Annotated in this window: 17 protein-coding genes; 5 read left to right on the forward strand and 12 right to left on the reverse strand. The window is 40.4% G+C overall.

The genetic code is table 11. From position 1 onward, the window contains the following. Positions 1-7: 7 nt before the first annotated feature. The gene (locus AAEU30_RS12600) at positions 8-433 is read right to left on the reverse strand and encodes a hypothetical protein (protein ID WP_421960802.1); all 426 of its coding nucleotides are present in this window, start codon (positions 431-433) and stop codon (positions 8-10) included. 94 nt (positions 434-527) lie between these two features. On the opposite strand from AAEU30_RS12600, the gene AAEU30_RS12605 reads away from it, so the two are divergent. The 3 genes from AAEU30_RS12605 to AAEU30_RS12615 all read left to right on the forward strand — a co-directional run bounded on the left by AAEU30_RS12605 (position 528) and on the right by AAEU30_RS12615 (position 5,226). After that, on the forward strand, positions 528-701 hold the full coding sequence (locus AAEU30_RS12605; RefSeq protein WP_421960803.1) for an oxidoreductase-like domain-containing protein: 174 nt from the start codon (positions 528-530) through the stop codon (positions 699-701). A 315-nt stretch (positions 702-1,016) separates the two neighbouring features. Beyond that, positions 1,017-3,683, forward strand: a complete 2,667-nt coding sequence (locus tag AAEU30_RS12610; RefSeq protein ID WP_421960804.1) for a TonB-dependent receptor plug domain-containing protein — start codon at positions 1,017-1,019, stop codon at positions 3,681-3,683. A 100-nt stretch (positions 3,684-3,783) separates the two neighbouring features. Next, complete coding sequence (locus AAEU30_RS12615) at positions 3,784-5,226, forward strand: tetratricopeptide repeat-containing sulfotransferase family protein (RefSeq protein ID WP_421960805.1); 1,443 nt, start codon at positions 3,784-3,786, stop codon at positions 5,224-5,226. Here the strand turns inward: AAEU30_RS12615 and AAEU30_RS12620 are convergent. Then, the gene (locus AAEU30_RS12620; RefSeq protein WP_421960806.1) at positions 5,204-6,103 is read right to left on the reverse strand and encodes an alpha/beta fold hydrolase; all 900 of its coding nucleotides are present in this window, start codon (positions 6,101-6,103) and stop codon (positions 5,204-5,206) included. The two genes, AAEU30_RS12615 and AAEU30_RS12620, sit on opposite strands and share 23 nt — an antisense overlap. Positions 6,104-6,240: 137 nt before the next feature. Here AAEU30_RS12620 and rlmF point away from each other — a divergent pair, with 137 nt between their 5' ends. Further along, a complete protein-coding gene (rlmF, locus tag AAEU30_RS12625; RefSeq protein WP_421960807.1) occupies positions 6,241-7,176 on the forward strand; it encodes a 23S rRNA (adenine(1618)-N(6))-methyltransferase RlmF in 936 nt (311 codons plus the stop codon). 9 nt (positions 7,177-7,185) lie between these two features. Next, the gene (gene ltaE / locus AAEU30_RS12630) at positions 7,186-8,193 is read left to right on the forward strand and encodes a low-specificity L-threonine aldolase (RefSeq protein WP_421960808.1); all 1,008 of its coding nucleotides are present in this window, start codon (positions 7,186-7,188) and stop codon (positions 8,191-8,193) included. Here the strand turns inward: ltaE and AAEU30_RS12635 are convergent. The 10 genes from AAEU30_RS12635 to AAEU30_RS12680 form a co-directional block, all read right to left on the reverse strand. After that, complete coding sequence (locus AAEU30_RS12635; RefSeq protein WP_421960809.1) at positions 8,176-8,760, reverse strand: thymidine kinase; 585 nt, start codon at positions 8,758-8,760, stop codon at positions 8,176-8,178. The genes ltaE and AAEU30_RS12635 overlap by 18 nt on opposite strands. Before the next feature lie 166 nt (positions 8,761-8,926). Beyond that, positions 8,927-9,748: a type 2 periplasmic-binding domain-containing protein gene (locus AAEU30_RS12640; RefSeq protein WP_421960810.1), complete on the reverse strand. Its 822-nt coding sequence runs from the start codon at positions 9,746-9,748 to the stop codon at positions 8,927-8,929. Positions 9,749-9,818: 70 nt separating this feature from the next. Beyond that, positions 9,819-10,304, reverse strand: a complete 486-nt coding sequence (locus tag AAEU30_RS12645; protein WP_421960811.1) for a methylated-DNA--[protein]-cysteine S-methyltransferase — start codon at positions 10,302-10,304, stop codon at positions 9,819-9,821. Next, positions 10,301-11,662 (reverse strand): DNA-3-methyladenine glycosylase 2 family protein, encoded by a 1,362-nt coding sequence (locus AAEU30_RS12650; RefSeq protein WP_421960812.1) that lies wholly within the window; start codon positions 11,660-11,662, stop codon positions 10,301-10,303. The genes AAEU30_RS12645 and AAEU30_RS12650 overlap by 4 nt, the downstream gene beginning before the upstream one ends. Positions 11,663-11,738: 76 nt before the next feature. Next, entirely contained in the window at positions 11,739-12,350 is a 612-nt protein-coding gene (locus AAEU30_RS12655) for a superoxide dismutase (protein WP_421960813.1), read from the reverse strand. Positions 12,351-12,381: 31 nt separating this feature from the next. Then, positions 12,382-12,888, reverse strand: coding sequence for a DUF2753 family protein (locus tag AAEU30_RS12660; RefSeq protein ID WP_421960814.1), 507 nt, complete (start codon positions 12,886-12,888; stop codon positions 12,382-12,384). An 87-nt stretch (positions 12,889-12,975) separates the two neighbouring features. After that, positions 12,976-13,467: a GNAT family N-acetyltransferase gene (locus AAEU30_RS12665; protein ID WP_421960815.1), complete on the reverse strand. Its 492-nt coding sequence runs from the start codon at positions 13,465-13,467 to the stop codon at positions 12,976-12,978. Next, positions 13,468-18,192, reverse strand: coding sequence for a PAS domain-containing protein (locus AAEU30_RS12670; protein WP_421960816.1), 4,725 nt, complete (start codon positions 18,190-18,192; stop codon positions 13,468-13,470). A 109-nt stretch (positions 18,193-18,301) separates the two neighbouring features. Then, positions 18,302-21,445, reverse strand: coding sequence for an efflux RND transporter permease subunit (locus tag AAEU30_RS12675; RefSeq protein WP_421960817.1), 3,144 nt, complete (start codon positions 21,443-21,445; stop codon positions 18,302-18,304). An 11-nt stretch (positions 21,446-21,456) separates the two neighbouring features. After that, positions 21,457-22,611, reverse strand: a complete 1,155-nt coding sequence (locus AAEU30_RS12680) for an efflux RND transporter periplasmic adaptor subunit (protein ID WP_421960818.1) — start codon at positions 22,609-22,611, stop codon at positions 21,457-21,459. Between the last annotated feature and the right edge of the window lie 71 nt (positions 22,612-22,682).

Genomic DNA, 22,682 nt, shown 5'->3' on the forward strand with positions numbered 1-22,682 from the left:
AGTGGCATTATTTTTTTACAGATGTAACTGAAGGCTGCTGTTTCTTTTCATCTTCGGCTATTTTTTGATCTATTTCTTTTAGTGGCTTGTTAATATTAAAAGAGCTAGGTAATACCTCTACACCAACATAGCGCCCTAACTTAACAACTAAAGGGATGGTTATTGGGGCAAAAGGAAGCACCGCAAAAACACCTAAACCCAAGCCTTTGAGTATATCGACAAATTGCGCATTAGCTTTGCTTAAATCTTCTTTACTCACTTCGCCAAGCGTATAACGACGGTAGATTGTGAGCATTTCTTTTGTTTCTTGTTTTTCTTGAGCAAGTGCGATTTTTAATGCCACCATAGAACGCTTAAAACGCAACTGTTGGCGTCTTTTGCTGATTTTGGCAACCCGAAAAGGCGCGCGGTGAATTACTTTATATAGTCGCATAAGGGTATTTTCACATAGCTGGTCCCGTTAACAAAGCAGTATTTATATTTGCTGTGATATACTCGCTGTTACTCCACTGGAAATAATTACGACTATGCAGACTGACAACACTATAATAGCCTCGACAGATCAAAAAGATAAACCACAAAGACCAAGCACAGATGAATGCTGTGGCGGTGGAAGCTGTTGCCCATGTGTATGGGACGAATACCGCGAAGCATTAAAAACATGGCGGGATAAAAACGCGCAATCACCAACACAGAAGTAATAACCAAACCGGTTATACTTTGGTCTAAATCCCCCTTTTTAAAAATAAGTTACAACAATCAGTAAATTTTTTTCATTTATAAAATAGCTCTTTATGGGTAAAAAGCAGCCTTCTGCTTAAATCCACTTCAATAAAATCGTTAATTATCAAGTGGGTTAATCACATTTCATTTTCCTCTATATTAACTATATAAAAAACCAATATTTTTAACACCTTGAACAACCCATTAACAATATGTATAAATAAATAACACCATGCAATTATTAGTATTAAATTGGTGTGATTATTACAACAATTCTAACTGGGGAAATTAGAATGAATCTTAAAAACAACCTATTAAATCAAGCTGTAAAACTTGCCTTAGCAACAACAACTGCAGGCTTATTTATGTCTGGTAGTGTGTTAGCTGAGGAAGCAGAAAAAACACAAGTAAATAAACACGTCGAAAAAATTGCAGTGGTAGGTACTCGCTCTGCACCGCGCTCAATTGGCGATTCACCGGTGCCTATCGATATCATTGGTGGCGAAGAGTTAGGTAAATCAGGTAATACTGATATGCTCGAACTTTTAAAAGGCTCTGTTCCTTCATTTAATGTACATCAAAATCCAATTAGCGATGCAGCATCATTGGTTCGCCCAGCTAACTTACGGGGTCTGCCCTCTGATAGCACTCTGGTATTATTAAATGGTAAACGTCGCCATCGTGCGTCTGTTATTGCTTTTCTAGGTGGCGGTATAAACGATGGTGCACAAGGTGCTGATATTTCGGTGATCCCAAGTATTGCTTTAAAACAAGTCGAAGTCCTGCGTGATGGTGCAGCCGCACAATACGGCTCTGATGCTATCGCTGGTGTAATGAATTTTGTTTTAAAGGATGCCTCAGAAGGCGGAAGCTTTGAAGTTCGCCAAGGTGAATACTACGAAGGGGATGGTGATACCACACAAATCTCAGGCAATATTGGCTTACCCTTTACTGATAACGGCTTTGCTAATTTAAGCTTTCAATATAAAACAGCCGATGCAACTAGTCGTTCTGTACAGCGAGCTGATGCAGCTGCGCTTGCCGAGGCGGGTGTGCCTGATGTTTCACCATTAGCGCAAGTATGGGGGGCTCCCGAAGTTAATGACGATATTTCAATATTTGGTAATATTGGTTTAGAGCTAACCAACGACTCCGAGTTCTATATGTTCGGTAATTACTCTGAACGTGACGTACGTGGTGGCTTTTATTATCGTAATCCAAATACACGCCCAGGGGTTTACGGTGTTCAATTATATGAACTTGACGGCACAGGTTCACCAGTACTAGATGCAAATGGTGATCAAGTACCACTAACCGATGCAAACGGTGCTAATCGATTTGATCGCTTAGTCGCAGACATGACCGGAGACTTTTCCGGCAACTGCCCTATTACTGATGACATGAATCAGGGAGGCCTTGATATTAATGACACACAAGGCTTGCAAGATGTCATAAATAACCCTGATTGCTTTGTATTTAACGAAATGCTACCAGGTGGGTTCACACCTAACTTTGGTGGAAATATTACTGATACATCACTTACAATAGGTACTAAGGGTGAATTCACCGGTGGCTACCTAAAAGGTGCATTTTATGACTTAAGCGGTACTGTTGGTTTAAATGAATCCCGCTATTTTATCTACGACACAATCAACGCCTCTCTTGGTGCAGAAAGTCCACGAGACTTTAGTCCTGGTAAATATTCACAACTTGAGAAAAACTTCAATTTTGATTTATCAAAAGGCTTTGACTGGGGTTTAGCGTACGATGTGAATATAGCAGGTGGCCTCGAATGGCATGAAGAAACCTTTACTGTGACTTCTGGTGATGAAGCTTCATTTATTGCAGGACCACTAACCGAGCAAGGTTTCAGTATTGGCTCAAATGGCTTCCCAGGTTTTAAACCTTCGGATGCAGGGGAATATACCCGTCGTAACTATGCAGCCTATGTTGATGTTGAAGCTCCATTTACTGAAGACTTTTTGATGGGCTTAGCGCTTCGCTTTGAGGATTATGATTCATTTGGTTCAACCACTAATTATAAGTTAACGGGTCAATATCACGTAACGGAAGATCTCAATATTCGTGGCTCAATCAGCACCGGGTTTAGAGCTCCTACCGTAGGCCAAGCAAATGTTAGTAATGTACAAACTAACTTAAGTAGTGGTGTATTAGTCGATTCTGCATTATTACCACCAACCAACCCAATTGCTGTGCAGTTAGGTGGTACAGAGCTTGAGCCAGAAGAGTCACAAAGTTATACCTTTGGTGCGGTATACACGATTGGCGATTTATTCTTAACGATTGACTACTATAATATTCAAGTAGAAGACCGTATCAGTCAGTCAGATAAAATTGAGCTCAGCCAAGCAGACAAAGATACTCTGGATGCGGCGGGTGTACCGAATGTACAAAGTCTAGCGCAAGTCAGCTTTTTCACCAATGACTTTGATACTACAACCCAAGGTGTAGACTTAGTTGCGAATTATGCGGCTGATTTACTCGGTGGTAGCTCTACTTTTAGTTTTGCGTATAACTGGAATGACACTGAAGTAACCCGCTCAAGTGATATTACGGGCGCGTTCAAAGTAAGTCGATTGGAAAACGATTTACCAAACCATCGTGCAACTTTAAGTTGGGCACAGCAATGGGAAAGCTTTTCAGCGTTTACCCGCTTAAATTACTATGGTGAATATCAAGGTGTGCACGTAGATTACGATGCGACTGCAAAAACCGCTGATGCCGCAGTGACATTAGATGCTGAAATTACTTACTTCTTAAATGAAGAGATCAGTTTCTCGGTCGGCGCGCAAAACTTGCTAGACCAAGATGCTGAAGAATTAGACTTTTTTGATAGCACAGATATTCCTAATAACAATTGGGGTGGTAAATACTACGAAACATCACCTTACGGCATAAACGGTGGTTTTTACTATGTAAAAGCAACGTATACGTTTTAAGCGTCGCTAAGCAATAAAAAGATAGGCGAAATGCTCAAGACATTTCGCCTTTTTCGTTTTATATTAACTTAACTGAGATAGCTAAAAAATACAGTGACGTATGCTACTTGAAAAAGCCAATCAATTACTTGCTCAAAACCACTTAAAAGAAGCAGAATTTCATTTTAAAACTCTGCTCAAAGCAGATCCTAACAACGGCCATGCACTTTTTGGCTTAGGCAGAATTGCACTACGACTAGAGCGATTCGATGCAGCAGTTTATTTATTGCAACGAGCCTGTGAATTTTTACCTAATATGTTAGAGCCATTGCATGCTCTGGCTGATGCATTCAATGGGGTAAATTCACCAGAAGATGCACTTACTGTGCTGGAATACGCTAAATCACTGGCGAGTAATAACCCTGAGCCTCACTACTACCTCGCGCAGCATTATCTGACTCATGGAGAGCTTGATAAAGCACATACTACGTTTGCTCAAGCTTTAAGTATCGGACTTTATCCAGTCACAGCTTATATTCTTTACGAGCTAGTACAATTAGGCCGATTTGATGAGCAACATAATTACCTAAGCAATTTGCACCACTTGCTAACCCAAACCAATAATTTACGTTTAAAAATGGTTTGCTACTATGCCTTAGCCAAAAGCTATGATCAACTTAACGATATCGAGCAAGCAAGTGACTATTATATTTTAGCGAACAAATTACAATTGCAGTTAACTGATTTTAAAACAGTTCAACTTACTGATTTTTACTCAAAATTAAAGAAGTATAACTCTCCAGAGTTACTCTCAAAGAGCCAACAAGGCTTTAATAGTACAGTTACGCCATTATTTATTATTGGTATGCCGCGTAGTGGCTCAACCCTACTAGAACAAATACTGGCCAGCCATAGCAACTGTGCAACGATTGGCGAAGATAATACTATAAGTCGCGATATAGTCCCTTTTATTGAACATAAAACTAAACTTCCCTACCCTGAGTGCTTAACTGCCTTAACACCCCAACTTATAACCCAAGCACGCGAGATATACACCCACAGACTCAAACAAGCTAAGCCGGTTCGCCCGTTTATGGTAAATAAATTACCAGCTAATTATCAATCAATGGGGCTTATCAAACTACTTTATCCCAACGCCAAGTTTATCGATATGCAGCGTAATTTTGATGCCACAGCCTGGTCGGTCTTTACCAATTATTTTGCTGAAAATGAGCCATACTTTTGCTCATTGCCTGAATTTAAAACGTATTACAACTTATACAAAAACCTAATGCAGCATTGGCATGCGGTATTGTCAGGCTCAATTTTCACATTACAATACGAGCAACTAGTAGACCAGCCTAAAGAAACCCTACAACAAGTATTTCAGTTTCTAGGGTGTGAATATGAAGCAGGTTGCTTAGATTTTTATTCATCGAAAAAACCTGTTGCTACGCTCAGTAAAGGGGCTGTTCGAAAGCCGGTAAACACGGATGCAACAGAGCGTTATAAACGATTTGAAGCAACATTACGTAAATTAGTTAATGAGTCGCAAACCAATTAACTAGATCAGTAAATTGGTCAAGCTTTGCACTTGGGTGAGTCAGCATATTAATATGGTCGTAGTCATATTGATGACCATGTTTGCGACCATAAACTTGTAACTTTTGTATGCCTTTACCTGATTCATCGATAAATTTTTGTATATCAATAGGCTGAGCAAGCGCTTTATCTTTCACTCCCGCAATATGCAGCGTTGGCGGTAACTGTAAATTTTGCACCATTTTAGCGTAATCAAAACCATCATCAGAGTCTAGCCAAGGCCGCCTTTTTGCCCACTCCATACTTTGGTAATGCGATTTTTGTGTTTCATCATCACTGCCCCACTTTAGACGCTTTGCCGGTAAGTAGCCGTGCTTTCTCGCTAAAATAGGCGCTAAGAAATACCAAATAATATTACCTTGCAGATATTTTTTAGGGTGATGGTTGTACAATGAACGTTTAGTTCCAAAATAAGCACAGGCTTTAACATCATTAATATAGTCTGGGTAGCGAGCAAATACACTATTCATTAATACGCCCCCCCAAGAATGAGCGACCCAATATTCAGGAGCTTTGCCTTCCAGCTCTGTAATCTTGGTTATAAATGCCGGAATATCTTCAACAATTGCCTCTGTTTGACCATATTTCGAGTGTTTTGAAATAGCTGGTTTGCTATCGCCGCGACCGCGTAAATCAGCAACGTAACATACATAACCTTGTTCGGCTAAATACGGGGCCAAGCCTTTATTACTATGAGTGTAAAAAATTTTGCCATTTTCAACAGCACCATGTAAAAATAAAACCGCAGGGCCACTTTTTTCATTGTTATAAATGCGACGTAAATGCAATGTTTGTTGCTCGCTCAGCTGAATATAGATGGATTCTTGCTTAATTTTCATAATATAGCTCGTTATTATTATTTTCGTTACCTCACTCATCCTACCAGTAACTTATATAATATGGCAGTTTAAAATTACCCTGTGTTTATTAATCTGTTAAACTAACGGCTTATATGCTTAGCACGTCGTAATCAATAATGAAATCCTCGCCAAACAAATCAAAATTGCACCCTCGTAATCGCCATAATCAAGGCTATGACTTTACGCTTTTAACTACTAAAGAGCCCGCATTATCTGCTTATTTAGTCGAAACACCTGCAAAACAACAAAGTATCGATTTTAGTGATAACAAAGCAGTAAAAACGCTTAATCAAGCACTACTTAAAACATATTACGACGTTGATTTTTGGGATTTACCCGAACATAACTTATGCCCCCCTATTCCTGGGCGCGTTGATTATATTCATTATCTAGCTGATTTATTAAGTGCTGATAATCAAGACAATATTCCCACTGGAAAACAAGTAAAGGTGCTAGATATCGGCACCGGAGCGAGCTTAGTGTATCCACTTACAGGCAGTGCAGAATATAACTGGGCATTTACGGGAAGTGATATTGACCCTGCATCTGTGAAACTTGCCAAACAATTAGCACAATTTAATAATCGAAAAATAAGCATAAAGTTACAAAAGCAACCGCAGCAAATATTTCACGGGATTATTACCGCTAAAGATTTATTTCACCTCACTTTATGCAACCCTCCTTTTCATGCCAGCGCAGAAGCGGCATCACAAGGCAGTGAGCGCAAATGGCGCAATTTAGGTAAAGCACCTAAGTCAGATTTAAATTTTGGTGGCCAAAATAATGAGCTGTGGTGTGAGGGAGGTGAAGCCCAATTTATTTCCACCATGATCAAAGAAAGTGCCGACTTTGCAGAGCAATGTTTGTGGTTTACATCCCTCGTATCAAAAAAAGAAACCTTACCTTTTTTAAAGCAAGAGCTGAGTAAATACCCAGTAGCAGAGGTTAAAGTAATCGACATGGCACAAGGTCAAAAGATCAGTCGTTTCATCGCTTGGAGCTATTTTGATCAAGCCACACGTGAAGAAATTTGCCAAGAGTTTAATAAATAGGGGCACACCATGATTGATTTTCGCTCGGATACCGTAACCCAACCATGTATAGCTATGCGCGAGGTGATGCACAACGCACCGCTAGGAGATGATGTGTATGGCGATGATCCTAGCATTAATGCGCTCGAACAATTTGCAGCAAAGCGCCATGACTTTGCCAGCGCCTTGTTTTGTAGCTCAGGTACGCAAGCCAACTTACTTGCCCTGATGGCCCATTGCGAGCGAGGTGACGAGTATATTTGCGGTCAACGTGCCCATAATTACCAATTTGAAGGAGGTGGAGCAGCCGTTCTCGGTTCAATCCAACCCCAGCCGATTGAAAATGAAAAAGATGGAAGCCTTTGCTTATCTAAGGTAAAAGCAGCCATTAAAGCCGATGATTTCCACTTTGCAAAAACCAAGTTAGTCAGCCTTGAAAATACCATTGGCGGTCAAGTATTGAGTTTGGATTACCTTAAATCTGCTCGCGACTTTGTTGATGAGCATCAACTTTCACTGCACCTCGACGGTGCTCGGGTTTATAATGCAGCCATTAAACTTAGAGTTGATATTAGGGAAATTACGCAACACTTTGATTCTGTATCAATCTGCTTATCTAAAGGACTTGGTGCACCGGTTGGCTCTATTCTACTTGGTAATGAAGCCCTGATAACAAAGGCTCGGCGTTGGCGTAAAGTGCTTGGTGGCGGCATGCGACAAGCAGGTATGTTAGCAGCTGCTGGGCAATATGCGCTTGAACATAATACAAAGCGATTATCAGATGATCATAACAATGCACAGTATTTAGCGACTCAACTGAATACCCTTTGTGGTTTTCATGTAGAGCCTGATAGCGTTGAAACCAATATCGTTTATGCTACTGTTGATAATGAGATTGATCTAGTCGCAATCAGTCAACGCTTAGCAACTCAAAATATACTGTTTTCGCCAGGTGTACCACTTCGTTTAGTGACACACTTGGGTATCACTAAAGAGTCTATCGATACGTTTATACAAACATTAGCGGCTGAGATTTAACGCCGCTTTATAGTGCTTACGGCACACTGAGACGTAGCGATTATTACCACCAATTTCCACTTGATCGCCATCTGCGATTGCTTCACCGTGTTCATCTGTACGCAACACGTGGTTCGCTTTACGTCCGCAATGACACACTGTTTTTAGCTCAATGAGTTTATCTGCCCACGCTAAAAGATACTGTGAGCCAGTAAATAACTCACCTCTAAAGTCATTACGTAAGCCGTAGCATAATACTGGAATACCCAATTCATCCACCACGTCTGTTAACTGTAATACTTGCTGCTTAGATAAAAACTGACACTCATCAACCAAAACACAGTGGCGCTTTTGCTCAGTATTAAGTGCCTTGATCAGTTCAAACACATCTTTTTCTGCATCAAATGTATGTGCATCAGCTTGTAAACCTATACGTGATGCTACTTTACCGACTCCAGCTCTGTCATCAATAGCTGCTGTTAATATAACCGGTTCCATACCGCGTTCACGGTAATTAAATGCCGATTGAAGTAATGTGGTTGATTTACCTGCATTCATTGCAGAGTAATAAAAATACAACTGAGCCATTTAGTTACCTTGAACTGATCACTATAAAAAAAGAGCGAGTATGCTAGCGCATATTTGCTCTTTCATCACTCATTTTATTGCTGTTAATTGCGCATCTAAAATAAATCGCTATAAAATATGGCATCTATAAAAGCTAACTGTAATGCCCCTTTACAGTTAGCTTTTATTAGCGATTACTAGCTGTTAAAGAGTGATTAATGCGGGGTTGAGTTAAGTATTCAATCAACATTTTACTACTATCTAATGAGGTTATTTTTTGCCAAATACTCAAACTCAGTTCTTTATTTTGTTGATAAAATTGCCGTGAAAACACCAGATAACCATGGCTCAACTCATAGGGAGGATAAATTGCTTGCACATCTTTATTGGTATGAGGAAAATTGGTGATTTCAATATCACCAATTTTACAAAGCTCAACAGTAGCATCAACAACTCCCTTATCAACAAGTTCAAAGGCTTTATCACGAGAGTGAGTGTAATGAATAAAAAAAGGTTCTTGTTCGAGTGTTTTGGATAAACCATATCCACTTGGTAGTGCGAGAGTAAATGCCCTTTGCTGAAAAATTTCTCGTGTGCGCCACTTATCTCTAAATTTATTGCCACCGACTAAGCAACTACTAAATTGGTTAAATGCTCTACTAGGATCTGGAGTTTTATTACTGGTACTAGGAAACACAGCAAAACTCTCTCGCCCTTTACGGTAGCTTGCAATAACAGCATCAACATTATTATTCTTTAAATCATTTAAACAACGTGACCAAGGCTTACGCTGATAACTTATGCTTAATCCATCCAGTTTTTTGTCGAGCTGCCTTAGTAATTCAATAGATGCGCCCGGATTTTGAAGTGGTATTTCTTGGCCTGTTCCAATGAACATAGGCGCAACATTTTTATCTTCATAACAGAACCTAAGCTCTGTCTTGGCAAAGAGCTGAAAACTAAAGAAGTATAAACTAACTAAAATCACACCATTGAATGAGCTTTTCATTTATCACTCACCCTCCTTTTAAACAATGTTCCCCTTTAGTGTAGACGCTAAAATAAAAATTTAGCTAGTTTTATAAAATCTCTTCATGTTTTAATAACCACTCTTTACGCTTTAATCCTCCAGCATAGCCGGTTAATTTACCACTGGCACCGATAATACGATGGCAAGGAACGATAATACTGATTGGGTTTTTACCATTTGCCGCGCCCACAGCTCTGACAGCTTTGGGATTTTTTAAAGCAACAGCGATATCACTGTAGCTTTGGGTTTGACCAAAAGGCACCGCCATTAACGCCTGCCAAACGGCTTGTTGAAACTGGGTTCCTTGGGTATCTAAGGTTAATGAAAAACTCTGTCGCTGTTTATTAAAATATTGATCAAGCTGTTTAGCACATTCAATAATATGAGGGTTAGTAACTTGCTCAATGTTGATTTCGCGGCAGTGTGCCGGTGGGTAAAAGCCAACATAACTTATTCCTTTGTCGGTCGCTTGAATAATGACATTATCAAGTGGACTATCGATCTGCGTTTGAATTGTGTGTGTTGCTTTGTTCATACAAGTTGTTGCCATAATTGAAAAGTTAAATAACTACGAAATGGAGAGCATGCCTCGCTATCAAAGCTCGCTGCATTTGCTTGTGCTTTTTTAACGCCTAAATCACCATCAAGTAAAATGTCAGGCTGGCTTTGACCCCGTAACTTAGCGTAATTCACTGTCCACGGGCCTATTCCTTTTAATGTCAGCCATTGCTCTAAATCGACACAGTCAGGATGTTGTTGACAAAAATTTGCTAAATTTCTCAATGCATTTTTACGTGCCTGAGGCATTTTAAAAAAGTCTAAATCACTGTCAGCAACTGCTTGAGGTGTCACAAAGTATGTCCGCTCATCGTTAGTTACCCCTAGCTCATTCACTAACTGCGTCACTAAATTATGCGCTGCAGTTACACTGACTTGCTGACCAAGCACAGCTCGGATCCCCGCTTCAAAAGTTGACCAAATACCTGGTAAACGTAAACCTTCGGTCAATGTAAAGGCACCGCTAACATGACATTCTAAATGTTCTTCTATCATCGTAGTATCTGCGTCTAAATCGAGTACCCGGCGTATATTAGATAAAATAGGCTGTAACAAGCGTGGTTCATTTATGTCGATTGCCACTGAAAAGTAATGCTTATCTTCAACAAACGTCGCTGTAAATTGCCCTTGGCAATGATCTGTATTAAAACTGCGCCCATAGCTAGTATCAGTTAACCATTCGATTGGTGTAATCAGCCTCTTTGCTAAAAACTGCCGCAGAGCCTGCCAATTGTAAGGCGGTCGAAATGGCAATTTTAAGGTTATGGTTGAAGTTACAGGCTTTACGCTGGTTCGCATTTTACTTGGACAAATATGTAATTGATTCAAAAACGCATCATTAAAGCGTCGAATACTATGAAACCCTGCTGCAAAAGCAATATCAGATATAGGCAGGTTGGTTTCTTGTAGCAGCTTTTTAGCAAAATGGCATTGATTAAATAAACGATATTGAGTCACTGAAATACCAAAGTATTGGCTAAACAAGCGACGTAAATAACGACTTGTTACCCCTAAACGTTCAGCTAACTGTTCGCAGCTTTGTCCTTGAGAAAAGTTATTATCAATTAACTGTTTTGCGCGCAGTGCAGTGGTTTTAGTACCTAGCCAAGCGCTACTGCCTGGTGCACTGTCAGGTCGACAGCGAATACAAGGTCTAAACCCTGCTTGCGCTGCGCTGTGAGCATACTGAAAATACTCTACGTTATGTTCTTTTGCGGTTGGGGCGGGACAAATTGGCCGACAATATATACCTGTGCTTTTTACGGCAATAAAAAATACCCCGTCAAAGCGATGGTCGCGACTTTGACGGGCACGTTGCCAATGACGAGTGTCCATAAATTAATGCTCAAACTAACTGTTACTTACAACTAGGTTACGCGAAAAAATACAGTTTACTAGCCATTTTCGGCACTTAACCTATTGCTGCAAGGTAACGGCGCTGCACTTCATCCCAATTAATTACATTATAAAATGCGGCAATGTATTCAGGGCGGCGATTTTGATACTTCAAGTAATAAGCGTGCTCCCATACATCTAAACCTAAAATAGGTGTATTACCATGCATCAATGGGCTGTCTTGGTTTAGGCTGCTTTCTACTACTAGTTCTTTATTAGCTGTAACACTTAACCATGCCCAACCACTGCCAAAACGACTAACGGCAGCATTGGTAAATTGTGTTTTAAAACTGTCAAAATCATTAAATGCCTTATTCATTGCCTGAGCCAGCTCGCCTTGCGGTTCACCGCCTCCATTCGGGCTCATTATTGTCCAAAACAAAGCATGGTTGTTATGTCCACCGGCATGTTCTTGCACAGCTTTTTGCAGTGACTCTGGCAGGGTATTTATTTTGCGCAATAGGGTCTCTGTATCTTGCTCAGCATAATGCGTATCTTCAAGCGCTGCATTGGCTTTATTAATGTAAGTTTGATGATGCAGGGTATGGTGAATTTCCATGGTTTTTGCGTCTAAATGTGGCTCTAGTGCGTCATATTCGTACGGTAACGGGGGTAATGTATATGCCATGATTGCTCCTTTAAGGCTTAAGGTTTATTGATCAATGCAAGGTCGCGGGTTGATCTGCTGAATAACTTAAGGTGTGATTTATTTTTTCAATCAAGTGCGGGTGTTGGCTATGCAACTTAGCAAATTGGACAAGCTCTAAATAGGTTTTATGGTGATGGTGAACAACAACCGTACGCACTGTATTGCAAGGATGTTTTATTAAATCACTCAAGGTAAGATGAACATCACACAACCATTTGCATGCTTGTTCACATTGATTCATTGCTCTGTACGTGTCTGCTAAGTTATGTGCGGCAACAACCAGTGCTGGGCAACAATGCTCTATCGCACCAATCACCGATTGACATACTTTTGCTCGACTAAATTGACTTAAAAGATGGGCTGCAAGTGTATGCGCTGTGGTGTACTTATCTCGAGCTTCGAGTAGAGCACCGCGTTCAAATGCATAATTACCAGCCATTATATTTGATTGCCAAGGGCTAAGCGCTTGATCGACTTGCGGTAAGTCTAAGCTATCATTCAGTTGAGGACGTGCCATTCGATCACCTGCACAAAATTATATTGATGCATTTAATCTACACACCAACACAACTTAATGCAAATGATTTTTATTTATATTGTTGTTTTATTTATTGGCAAAATCGATTAACTCTTGCCCTGTTAATCTGTATATAATCCATTCATCTTGGGGCTTTGCATTAATGCTATTGTAAAAATCAATCGCTGGTTTATTCCAATCCAAAACGACCCATTCGAAGCGGCCACAATCTTTACTAATTGCTTGGCGAGCTAAGTGCTTCATTATTAATTTGCCTGCTCCTTTACCTCTGCTATCAGGACTGACGTATAAGTCTTCTAGATACAAACCATTTTTACCTAACCATGTAGAGTAGTTATAAAAATAAACAGCAAAGCCAATCGCTTCTTCACCATCAAAGCAAATTAAACTGTGTGCGGTTGCCCCTTCACTAAACAAGGTTTTTAAAATTGCTTGCTCATCAGTTTTTACTGCATCAGGCTCTTTTTCATAAATTGCTAACTCAGTAATAAAGTGCAAAATGGTTGCTGCATCAGATGGCTGTGCATCTCTGATTGTGATTGTTTGTGTATTATTCATTTAATATTGCTCAAGTTTATCTTTTAATATATCCAATTGAATTGGTTTAGCTAAATAGTCATTCATTCCTGTCGCTAAACAATATTCTCGGTCTGTATCCATCGCATTAGCCGTTAACGCGATTATCGTAATATCTTGATGCTTGTAACCTGCATCACCTGCACGAATTGCACGCGTGGCATCAAAGCCATCCATAATCGGCATTTGGCAATCCATTAACACCAAGGCAAAATGACCACCTGCAACTTTTGACAATGTCGCTAATGCTTGCTGGCCATTTTCAGCTAATGTAACTTGGTAATTAAGCTTGGTTAACATTAACTTAGCTACCTGTTGATTGATCGGATTATCTTCAACAAGTAATATGTGATTACTGTGCCTTTTACTGCGTAATGATGAAATATAACTTGAGGTTACAAGGGGTAAATCGACTACCCCATTCTTGTTAGCAATCACAGCCATTGCTGAAATCAAGTCTGCGGTGGTAATTGGTTTTGGAAAATAAGCCTGAAAACCAGCGTCGCTGTATCGCTGCGCACCCTCCATCCCTGCAATGCTGGTCATCATCACTAATGGCATCACTTTAAATGCGTCATCTGCTTTTAAGATACGGCATAACTCAATACCATCAATGTCTGGCATTTGCATATCAAGCACACCAATATCATACAGCGGTAAATTGTTACTTACGCGGCTTTTGCATAAGCTAATTGCTTGGTGTGCGTCGCAGGCAAGCTCTACTTTTGCCCCCCAGTGTTCAAGTTGCTGGCTAATAACTATTCTATTAGTTTCATTATCATCAACCACTAAGATGGTCAGTTGCTTCATATCAATACTGGGAATGCTCTGCTGACTTTCGCTACCCGCAAGTAGCATTACGCTGGCAGTAAATTCACTGCCTTTACCCACCTCACTTTTTAAACTAACAGAGCCATCCATCAATTCGCATAGCTGCTTACATATAGCAAGGCCTAATCCTGTTCCGCCGTATTCTCGTGTTGTAGACGCATCCACTTGTGAGAATGGACTAAATAAGTCTTTTTGTTTTACGCTATCAATGCCTATCCCTGAGTCTTTCACTGAAATTGTTAACTTATAGCGCTCATCTAATGGCGCTAAATGTGCGGTAATCACTACCTCACCTTGTTGTGTGAATTTTACTGCGTTACTTATGAGGTTAGTGAGCACTTGGCGGATCCGTCCAGGATCCCCTTTGAGTTCTGCTGGTACAACCCCCACTACATCAAGGATAATCTCAATGTTTTTTTCTTGCGCGCGCAATGCTTGTGATTCAGCAACTTGCCCTAGCAAATCACACGCATTAAAGTTAATGCTTTCAAGTTCAATTTTCCCCGCTTCTACTTTAGAAAAATCAAGAATGTCGTTAATTACAGATAGCAATGAATGGGCACTATTTTTAGCAATTGAAACTTTTGTTTGTATCGGCTTATTAAGAGGCTCTAGCTCTATGAGTTCTAGCATACCTAATACACCGTTCATTGGTGTGCGTATTTCATGGCTCATGGTTGCTAAAAATTGACTCTTGGCCAATGCCGCGTCATTTGCTTTTGCTAGCGCAATTTTTAGTTCTTCCGCTGTTTCTTTTTGATTTTGCGACATAACGACACTGCCAACCAGTGTGGCCAGTGATCGTAGGTAAGTTTCTTCATTTTGGCTCCATGCTCGGTATTCACCGACACTTTCAGCACAAAGCACCCCTAAAATCCCATCACCTGTTGAAATAACGGCATCAAGAATCGACTTAATATTTAAAGGTTGGGTGTAATCTTTAATAAACTCAACTGTTGCAGGGTGAGTATTAACATTATTAATTGCTAACAAACCTTCAGCAAAAATAGTTTTATAGTAACTCGGGTACTCGGCAACTTTTAGAGAAAATGTTTGCTGTTGTACGCCCTCCTGTGCAATATATAAACTCATACAGTTCATTTCTTGGCTATCAACATCAAATAGCCATACAGATGCACGTTGAACATTTAACACTTCGCACATTGATTGTACGACTAAATCTTTTACCTTATTAAAATTACCAGACAGTATTTGCGGCGAAACCGTTAAACTAGCTAGGTTTTTATTGTATTGATTTGCTTTTATGCTTTCTAATTCGAGTCGCTTATACGTATCTACATTTTGAAAAGAACCATAGACCCGTATACATTTACCGCCTTTAAACTCAGCTTGACCGATAGATTTTACCCAACGTTCCTTTCCTGTTTTAGTGACGATAATTAGCTCTACATCCCAACTATGTCCTTGAGATATCGCCTCTTCAAATAGTTCGCTTATTTTATCGCGATGCATTCCCTCTTTATAAAAATCGAGAGCTTTTTCTATCTGTGGCTCAAAACCTTTAGCAACTTCGTGTATCGCTTTAACTTCTTCTGACCAATACATTTTATTATTTTCTAAATCAACCTCCCAAGCACCGATTTGTCCTTGCTTACTCATGGTTTCAAGCAAGTTTTGCTGACGATACAACTGAGCTTGGGTGTTGTATTGCTCGGTAATATCTAAGATAAAGCCATCTAAATAAAGTATTTCTCCTGTAGGATCAACAACAGCTTGGCCTTTATCATGAACCCAGCGAATACTGCCATCACGTGCAACGAGTCTATATTCAACTGACCATGGCTGCTGCTTTTGTACATCCGCTGTTATACTCTCTTCCACAAGTGCTGTGTCATCAGGGTGAATAACTCCAGCGAAATCAAGGTGGTAATTATTAACGAAATCTAGAGGATCATACCCAGTAATTAACTTAGTTTGATCACTCATGTAAAGCATGGTCCAGTGTTTATCAAATTTACAGCGATACACAATACCCGGTATATTTTCAACGAGCGAAGCGAATCGATCCCGCCCTTGCTGTAATTGTGTTTCAATCTCTTTTCGTTCAGTTATATCTAAATGGGTACCGATCATGCGTTTTGGCGTGCCGTCAGTATTCCACTCAACAACACGACCGGTGTCTAAAATCCACACCCACTGGCCACTCTTATGCTTCATTCTTGATTCAGCAACATAGTAATCTGTTAGTCCACAAAAGTGCTCTGTGAGCTTTTGTTCTGACACAATTAAATCATCAGGGTGTGCATTATCTTGCCAAGTATTAATACTTGTTGGTTCTAATTCAGTTAAGGTATAACCAATAATTTCAGCCCAGCGATTATTAAAATACACTTTATCGGTATCTATATACCAATCCCAAACCCCAACAGCGGTGCTGTCGAGTACAAGCTGTAATTGGGTTTTGTGCTGTTCAAGCTCAAGCTCTTGATGTTTTAATTCTGTAATGTCGGTGCGTACTGCAATATAACTTTGAGCGCAGCCTTGTTCATCGAAAAAAGGTAAAATCGTTGTATCGACCCAGTAAAATGACCCATTTTTTGCCTTATTGCATATTTGCCCATGCCACACAGTGCCTTGTTTTAAAGTTTTGTACATGCCTTTAAAAAAGTTTTTTGAGTGACAACCAGAATTCAGAATACGATGATTTTGGCCAAGTAACTCATCTTCGCTATAACCGCTTATTTCACAAAATTTGTTATTAGCAAATGTAATAGTTCCTTTAATGTCAGTAATAGCCACAATTGCGTGCTCATCTAAAGCATTTTTTTGTTCCGTCAATTCTTTTAATGCCAGTTTTAAATCATCACTTTGCTGTTGCAAACACGTTTGTTGCTGTATTTTAGTGTTTACTAGTTCTTCTAAATCTACAGATAACTGATATAACTCAGTACTGTCTGTTAAAATTGGGATATGCTCTTGCCCTCCCTTCGTTATGTTTTCTGTCGCTATTGCTAACTGCACTAAAGGACGTGATAACCGACGTGCAAACCACCAGCACAGCGCAAGTATGGTTATAAATGCAATACTACTGGTTATTACTGCAACCTTTTTATATTGACTGGCACTTTTAAACATCACTCCTGCGGGCTTTTCAACAAGTAACTGCCACCCTTGTGCGTCTGCAAACTTGAGATTAGTTAAAATGGCATAATACAACTGACCGTTGTTTTTGCTGTAACTAAACACCTCATTATTTATAGCGCTATCAACAACGCTGAGCTGCTCAAAGCTGCCTTCTATCACGCTGTCTTTAACGAGGTAAAAATTCAGTGTCGGGTTTGCTTCATGAATACTTTGCAAACTATCCAACAGCCCCTGAAAATTAACATCAACCAACACTATAGAGACAAGTTCACGCGACTCATTGCGTATAGGCACTGCAATAAAATGATGAATATCTGGTAACGAAGTAGAAATAAATACGCTTTGCGCCCCTTGCTCTAATTTAGCAAGCATTGGAATAAAGCTATCTTGATCTAACTGAGTAAAATTGTCATTGCTAAGCGGGTTTGGTGTATTTAGAGGGTCAAATACAATATGAATATTACGAACAAAATCATAGCGAGCTATAAACTTATCAATAAACAATTGTTTTTGTAGCGGGTTATAAATGAGTTGATCGTTTAGTAAGTAGATATCTTTAACATGATCGGTAAACCAAATTTCGGAAAATTGCTTACCTACGTGGCTTAATTCGCTAAGCTCAACTTCTGCTTTGTTTTTTAGTGACTGCGTAACATGATTAAAACTAAACCATGAAAGCAAACACAGTGGCACCAACGAAATAACAATAAATGTAACTATCAACTTGCTGCGGATGGATTGGCCTTTATGGTTAAACTGTTCTTTTTGCATTATTATTTTTGACCAATACCTTTTTCATTTATATCCTATTAATAATGCACTAAATACCACAGGACGCAAGTTTATACGCTTGTGATATATAGTGCATAGTAACAAAAAACTAAAGGTCCCTGCTATTTGCCTGTTCGGCTAAGTGTTTACTGAATTTAGGGTAAAGTGTAGGCAGCACAAATAGAGTTAAAAATGTTGCAGTAAATAACCCACCTACAATCACCGTGGCTAATGGTTTTTGAATTTCAGCGCCAATACCAGTAGACACCAGCATAGGTATTAGCCCTAGCGCGGAAGTCAACGCCGTCATTAATACCGGGCGTAGCCGCGTTAATGCCCCGTTAAATGCAGCATCGTCTAAGCTATCACCACTTTTAACACGGCTATTAATACTCTCAACCATCACGACGCCATTTAACACCGCAACCCCAAACAAGGTTATAAAGCCCACGGAGCTTGGCACTGATAAATATTGCCCTGACATATAAAGAGCAACCACCCCACCAATAACAGCTAATGGCACATTAACCAAAATAAGTAAGGCTTGGGCTATAGAGCCAAATGCAAAATAAAGCAGTAATGCGATTAGCGCCAACGAGATAGGAACGACAATGGATAAACGCTGCTGAGCACGCTGCTGGTTTTCAAACTGCCCCCCAATATTTACACCATAACCTGGTGGTAATTCAACCTGCTCGGCAATAGCAGTACGGATATCCGCCACTACTGAGCCCATGTCTCGTCCTTGTACATTCGCTTGGATAACAACACGTCTCTGTACGTCATCACGGCGCACTTGTGGCGGGCCAGATTCAAGATTTACGGTTGCCACATCACCGACTCGAACCAAGGCGCCTGACGGTGATGCTAAGCGAAGATCGGCGATAGCCTCTGGTGTATTACGAAATTGCTTTGCTATACGTACATAAATGTCATAACGCTCGTTAGCATTTATAATTTGCCCGGCGTATCTACCGCCAATGCCATGTTGCACCACCGACATTAAATCGCCAACCGATAAACCATAACGTGACAGCGCTAAGCGCTTGGGTTTAATAACCAATTGTGCTTCACCCGCAATTTGTTCCATTGCGACGTCTTTTGCTCCTGTAACACTTTTTACTGCCTGCTCAATAGCTTGCCCTTTACTGACTAATACATCTAAATCAGCCCCAAACAATTTAATTGCCAACTGTGCCTTAACACCAGATAGCAACTCATCCACACGGGTCGCTATCGGCTGCGAAAAGTTAAATAACAAACCTGGGAACTGTTCTAGCTTTTGCTCCATCAATACTTGTAGTTGTGCTCGAGTTGAGGCTGAACGCCACTCATTAACCGGTTTCAGTCCGAGGTAAATTTCTATATTGTTAACTGGCTCAGGATCACCTCCCACTTCGGGACGACCAACACGACTCAGCGCGTATTCTACCTCTGGAAATTGTAATAGGATGGCTTCAAGTTTCGGTGCAACTGCAACTGCGGTCTCTAAACTAGCAGAAGGTGCTAGCGTAACACGCAAATTAATAGTGCCCTCTTCAAGCTCTGGTACAAACTCAGTCCCAAGCTTTGGAATTAAAAAAGCTGCAACTAGCACTAATGCAGCTGCGAGTGTAATAACAATCTTGGGCGATGACACAGCCCAGCTTAAACATAGCTTATATGCTTTATCTAAAGGCTCTAACACCACTCTACGGCGCAACGTAACACCATTAGCAAACAAATACACAGCCAGCGCAGGCACAATTACAAGAGCTACAGTCACCGCGGCAATAATTGCTAACATGATGCTCACTGCCATAGGCTGAAATAATTTTGCTTCAACACCTTCAAAACTAAACAACGGCATAAATACCACAAGTATAATCAACGCGGCAAAAAATACAGGGCGAGCTACTTCTTGTGCAGCTAACTTAATTCGCTCACTAAATTTTACTGATTGACTGTTTGATTGCGTTAAATGGCGAAAAATATTTTCTACCATTACTACAGAGCCATCAACCAACATACCAATTGCAACAGCAATACCACCTAATGACATTAAATTGGCTGACAGCCCTAACCATGCCATCACGCATAAAGCTAAGCCTATAGAAATGGGTATCGATAAAAGAACCAGTAAAGTTGCCCGTAAATTCATTAAAAACAATGCTAACACCACCACAATAAACACAAATGCCAATAACAATGCATCCACGACGGTATCAACCGCTTTGCTGATTAAATCAGCTTGGTTATAAAGTGGCTCAAACGATACGCCATCAGGTAAAGCCTGATTAATTAAATCAACGCGAGAATTTATACCATCAATGGTTTGCTTCGTGTTTGCTCCAATGCGTTTTAGCACCACGCCCGTAACCACTTCGCCAAGAGCAATGATCTTACCTTGAGCATCTTTTTTGCTCATGGTTGCCGCACCTTGGCGGATCTCACTGCCTAATGTTACTTGAGCAACATCACCGATAGTAACTACGGAACCATTTATTGATTTTAAAGGCGTTTGTGCAATTTCTTGCAAGCCTTGGGTACCTGCATTAAACCAGCCCGTACCCCGTATCACCAATTGCTCTTGGCCACGGTTCATATACCAACCACCCACGTTAGTATTGTTTTGTTCAAGTGCTGTCACAACCTGTTGTTGACTCAACTGATAAGCAAGTAATTTGTTTGGATTTAAATTAACTTGGTACTGGCGTACATCGCCACCGAATGACAAAACCTCGGTAACACCATCAACAGGTAGCAGTAATAGCTTTACAATCCAATCGTTTAAACTGCGCAGCGCCATAGTATCAATACCTGACTCAGCAGAAGCAGATAATAAATATTGATACACTTGTCCTAAACCTGAGGTATTTGGCCCCATTTCTGGCAAACCAACGCCTTGAGGAATTAACTCTTTAGCGGCTTGCAAGCGCTCAAATACCAGCTGCCTAGCAAAGTAGATATCGACCCCTTCCTTAAATACCACTGTCACACCAGATAAACCGGTTTTTGATATCGACCTTACTTGCTCAACATCCGGTAAGGCATACATCACGGCTTCAATGGGATAGGTGATCAATTGCTCAACCTCAACAGCCGCTAAACCCGGTGCTTCAGTATTTATAGCCACTTGAACATTTGTCACATCAGGAAACGCATCAAGGTTTAATTTTGGGATCACCACAAGGCTCATCGCAACCACGATACACAATGCTAAAAGCACAATTAATCGATTCTTAACAGCAGCATTCACTATTTTATCAAACATAGTCGTCGATCCTAATGGTTATGCGGATCAAAGCCGCCTTTAGCTTGCTCTGATGCGACAAAAAATGCCCCTTGAGTCACCACTTTAGTCCCCTCTGTAAGCCCTTTAATTTGTTGTAACCCGATAAACTTAACACCAAGCTCTACTTCAGTTGCAACAAACTCACCTTCGCCGTTGACTACGAATACCGCCCAATCACCATCCTCTGTTCTCACTAACGCTTGCTCTGGTACAGCCAACAGTTGCTCTGAAGTTGGAAACGAAAAATACACATCGCTAAACATACCCGGATGCAACTGGTGCTGATTATTTTCAACATTCAATCTGACGATTCTAGAGCGGGTAACTTGGTTAATTGTGTGTGCTTCTTGTGACACGGTTGCAGGGTAACGCTTGCCATTAACTTGAATTTGTACATGAGCGCCTTTGGCTATTTTTACTGTTTGATTTGCCGACAATTGTGCTTCAACCCAAAGGTTACTTTCATCAGCAATGAGCATCAATTGTGCACCGGAATCAACCCGCTGCCCTTGAGCAAAGTCATCACTTAAAACTACGCCGGAAGTCTTAGCATATAAAGTGTATTCACCCAACTTTTCAGGTGGTGCTTGAATCGATTGCTCAATATCTTTTTGGATCAAGCCAAACGCTGCAAGCTGGCTATAAGCCACTTCGAATTCAGCTCTTGCGGTTAACGCGTCTTTTTCACTCACGGTACCTGGCGCCATCTTTTTTAACCGTTGCCATTGTGCTTGCGCCAAACGATAGTTCGTTTGTGCAGTCGCTACATCAGCACTAAATAAAGTGACTAGAGATGTATTTTTAGCTATATGTTGTCCTAATGTGGCATAACGTTTTATCACAATTGAATCAACACGCGGTGACAATAAATAACTGGTGTATCCGTTAGCTTTGATCTCCCCGGGTGCATAAATTTGAGACTGATAAAACTGCTTTGTCAACGGCGCTATCTGGATATCAGCCATATTCAATTGTTCTTGTGTTAAACTAAGCCCTTCTGATTGCGCCTCAGAGCCATGCAGTTCATTTGCTTCATGCTGATGCTGCTCGATTTGCTCACCTTTCATAGCTACAGCGCCTACCGCTTTGCCCATCCAGTAAGTAGAAAAAATAATAATTAACGTAATAAAGTAAAATTGCTTCATCTTGGATTTCCCATAATAAAGAATCTTCAATAGCTTTAAAACAACCCAACAGAGCAGTGACATTGTGCTAA

This window comes from Pseudoalteromonas mucoides (assembly GCF_049257175.1).
Taxonomy (GTDB): Bacteria; Pseudomonadota; Gammaproteobacteria; order Enterobacterales; family Alteromonadaceae; genus Pseudoalteromonas.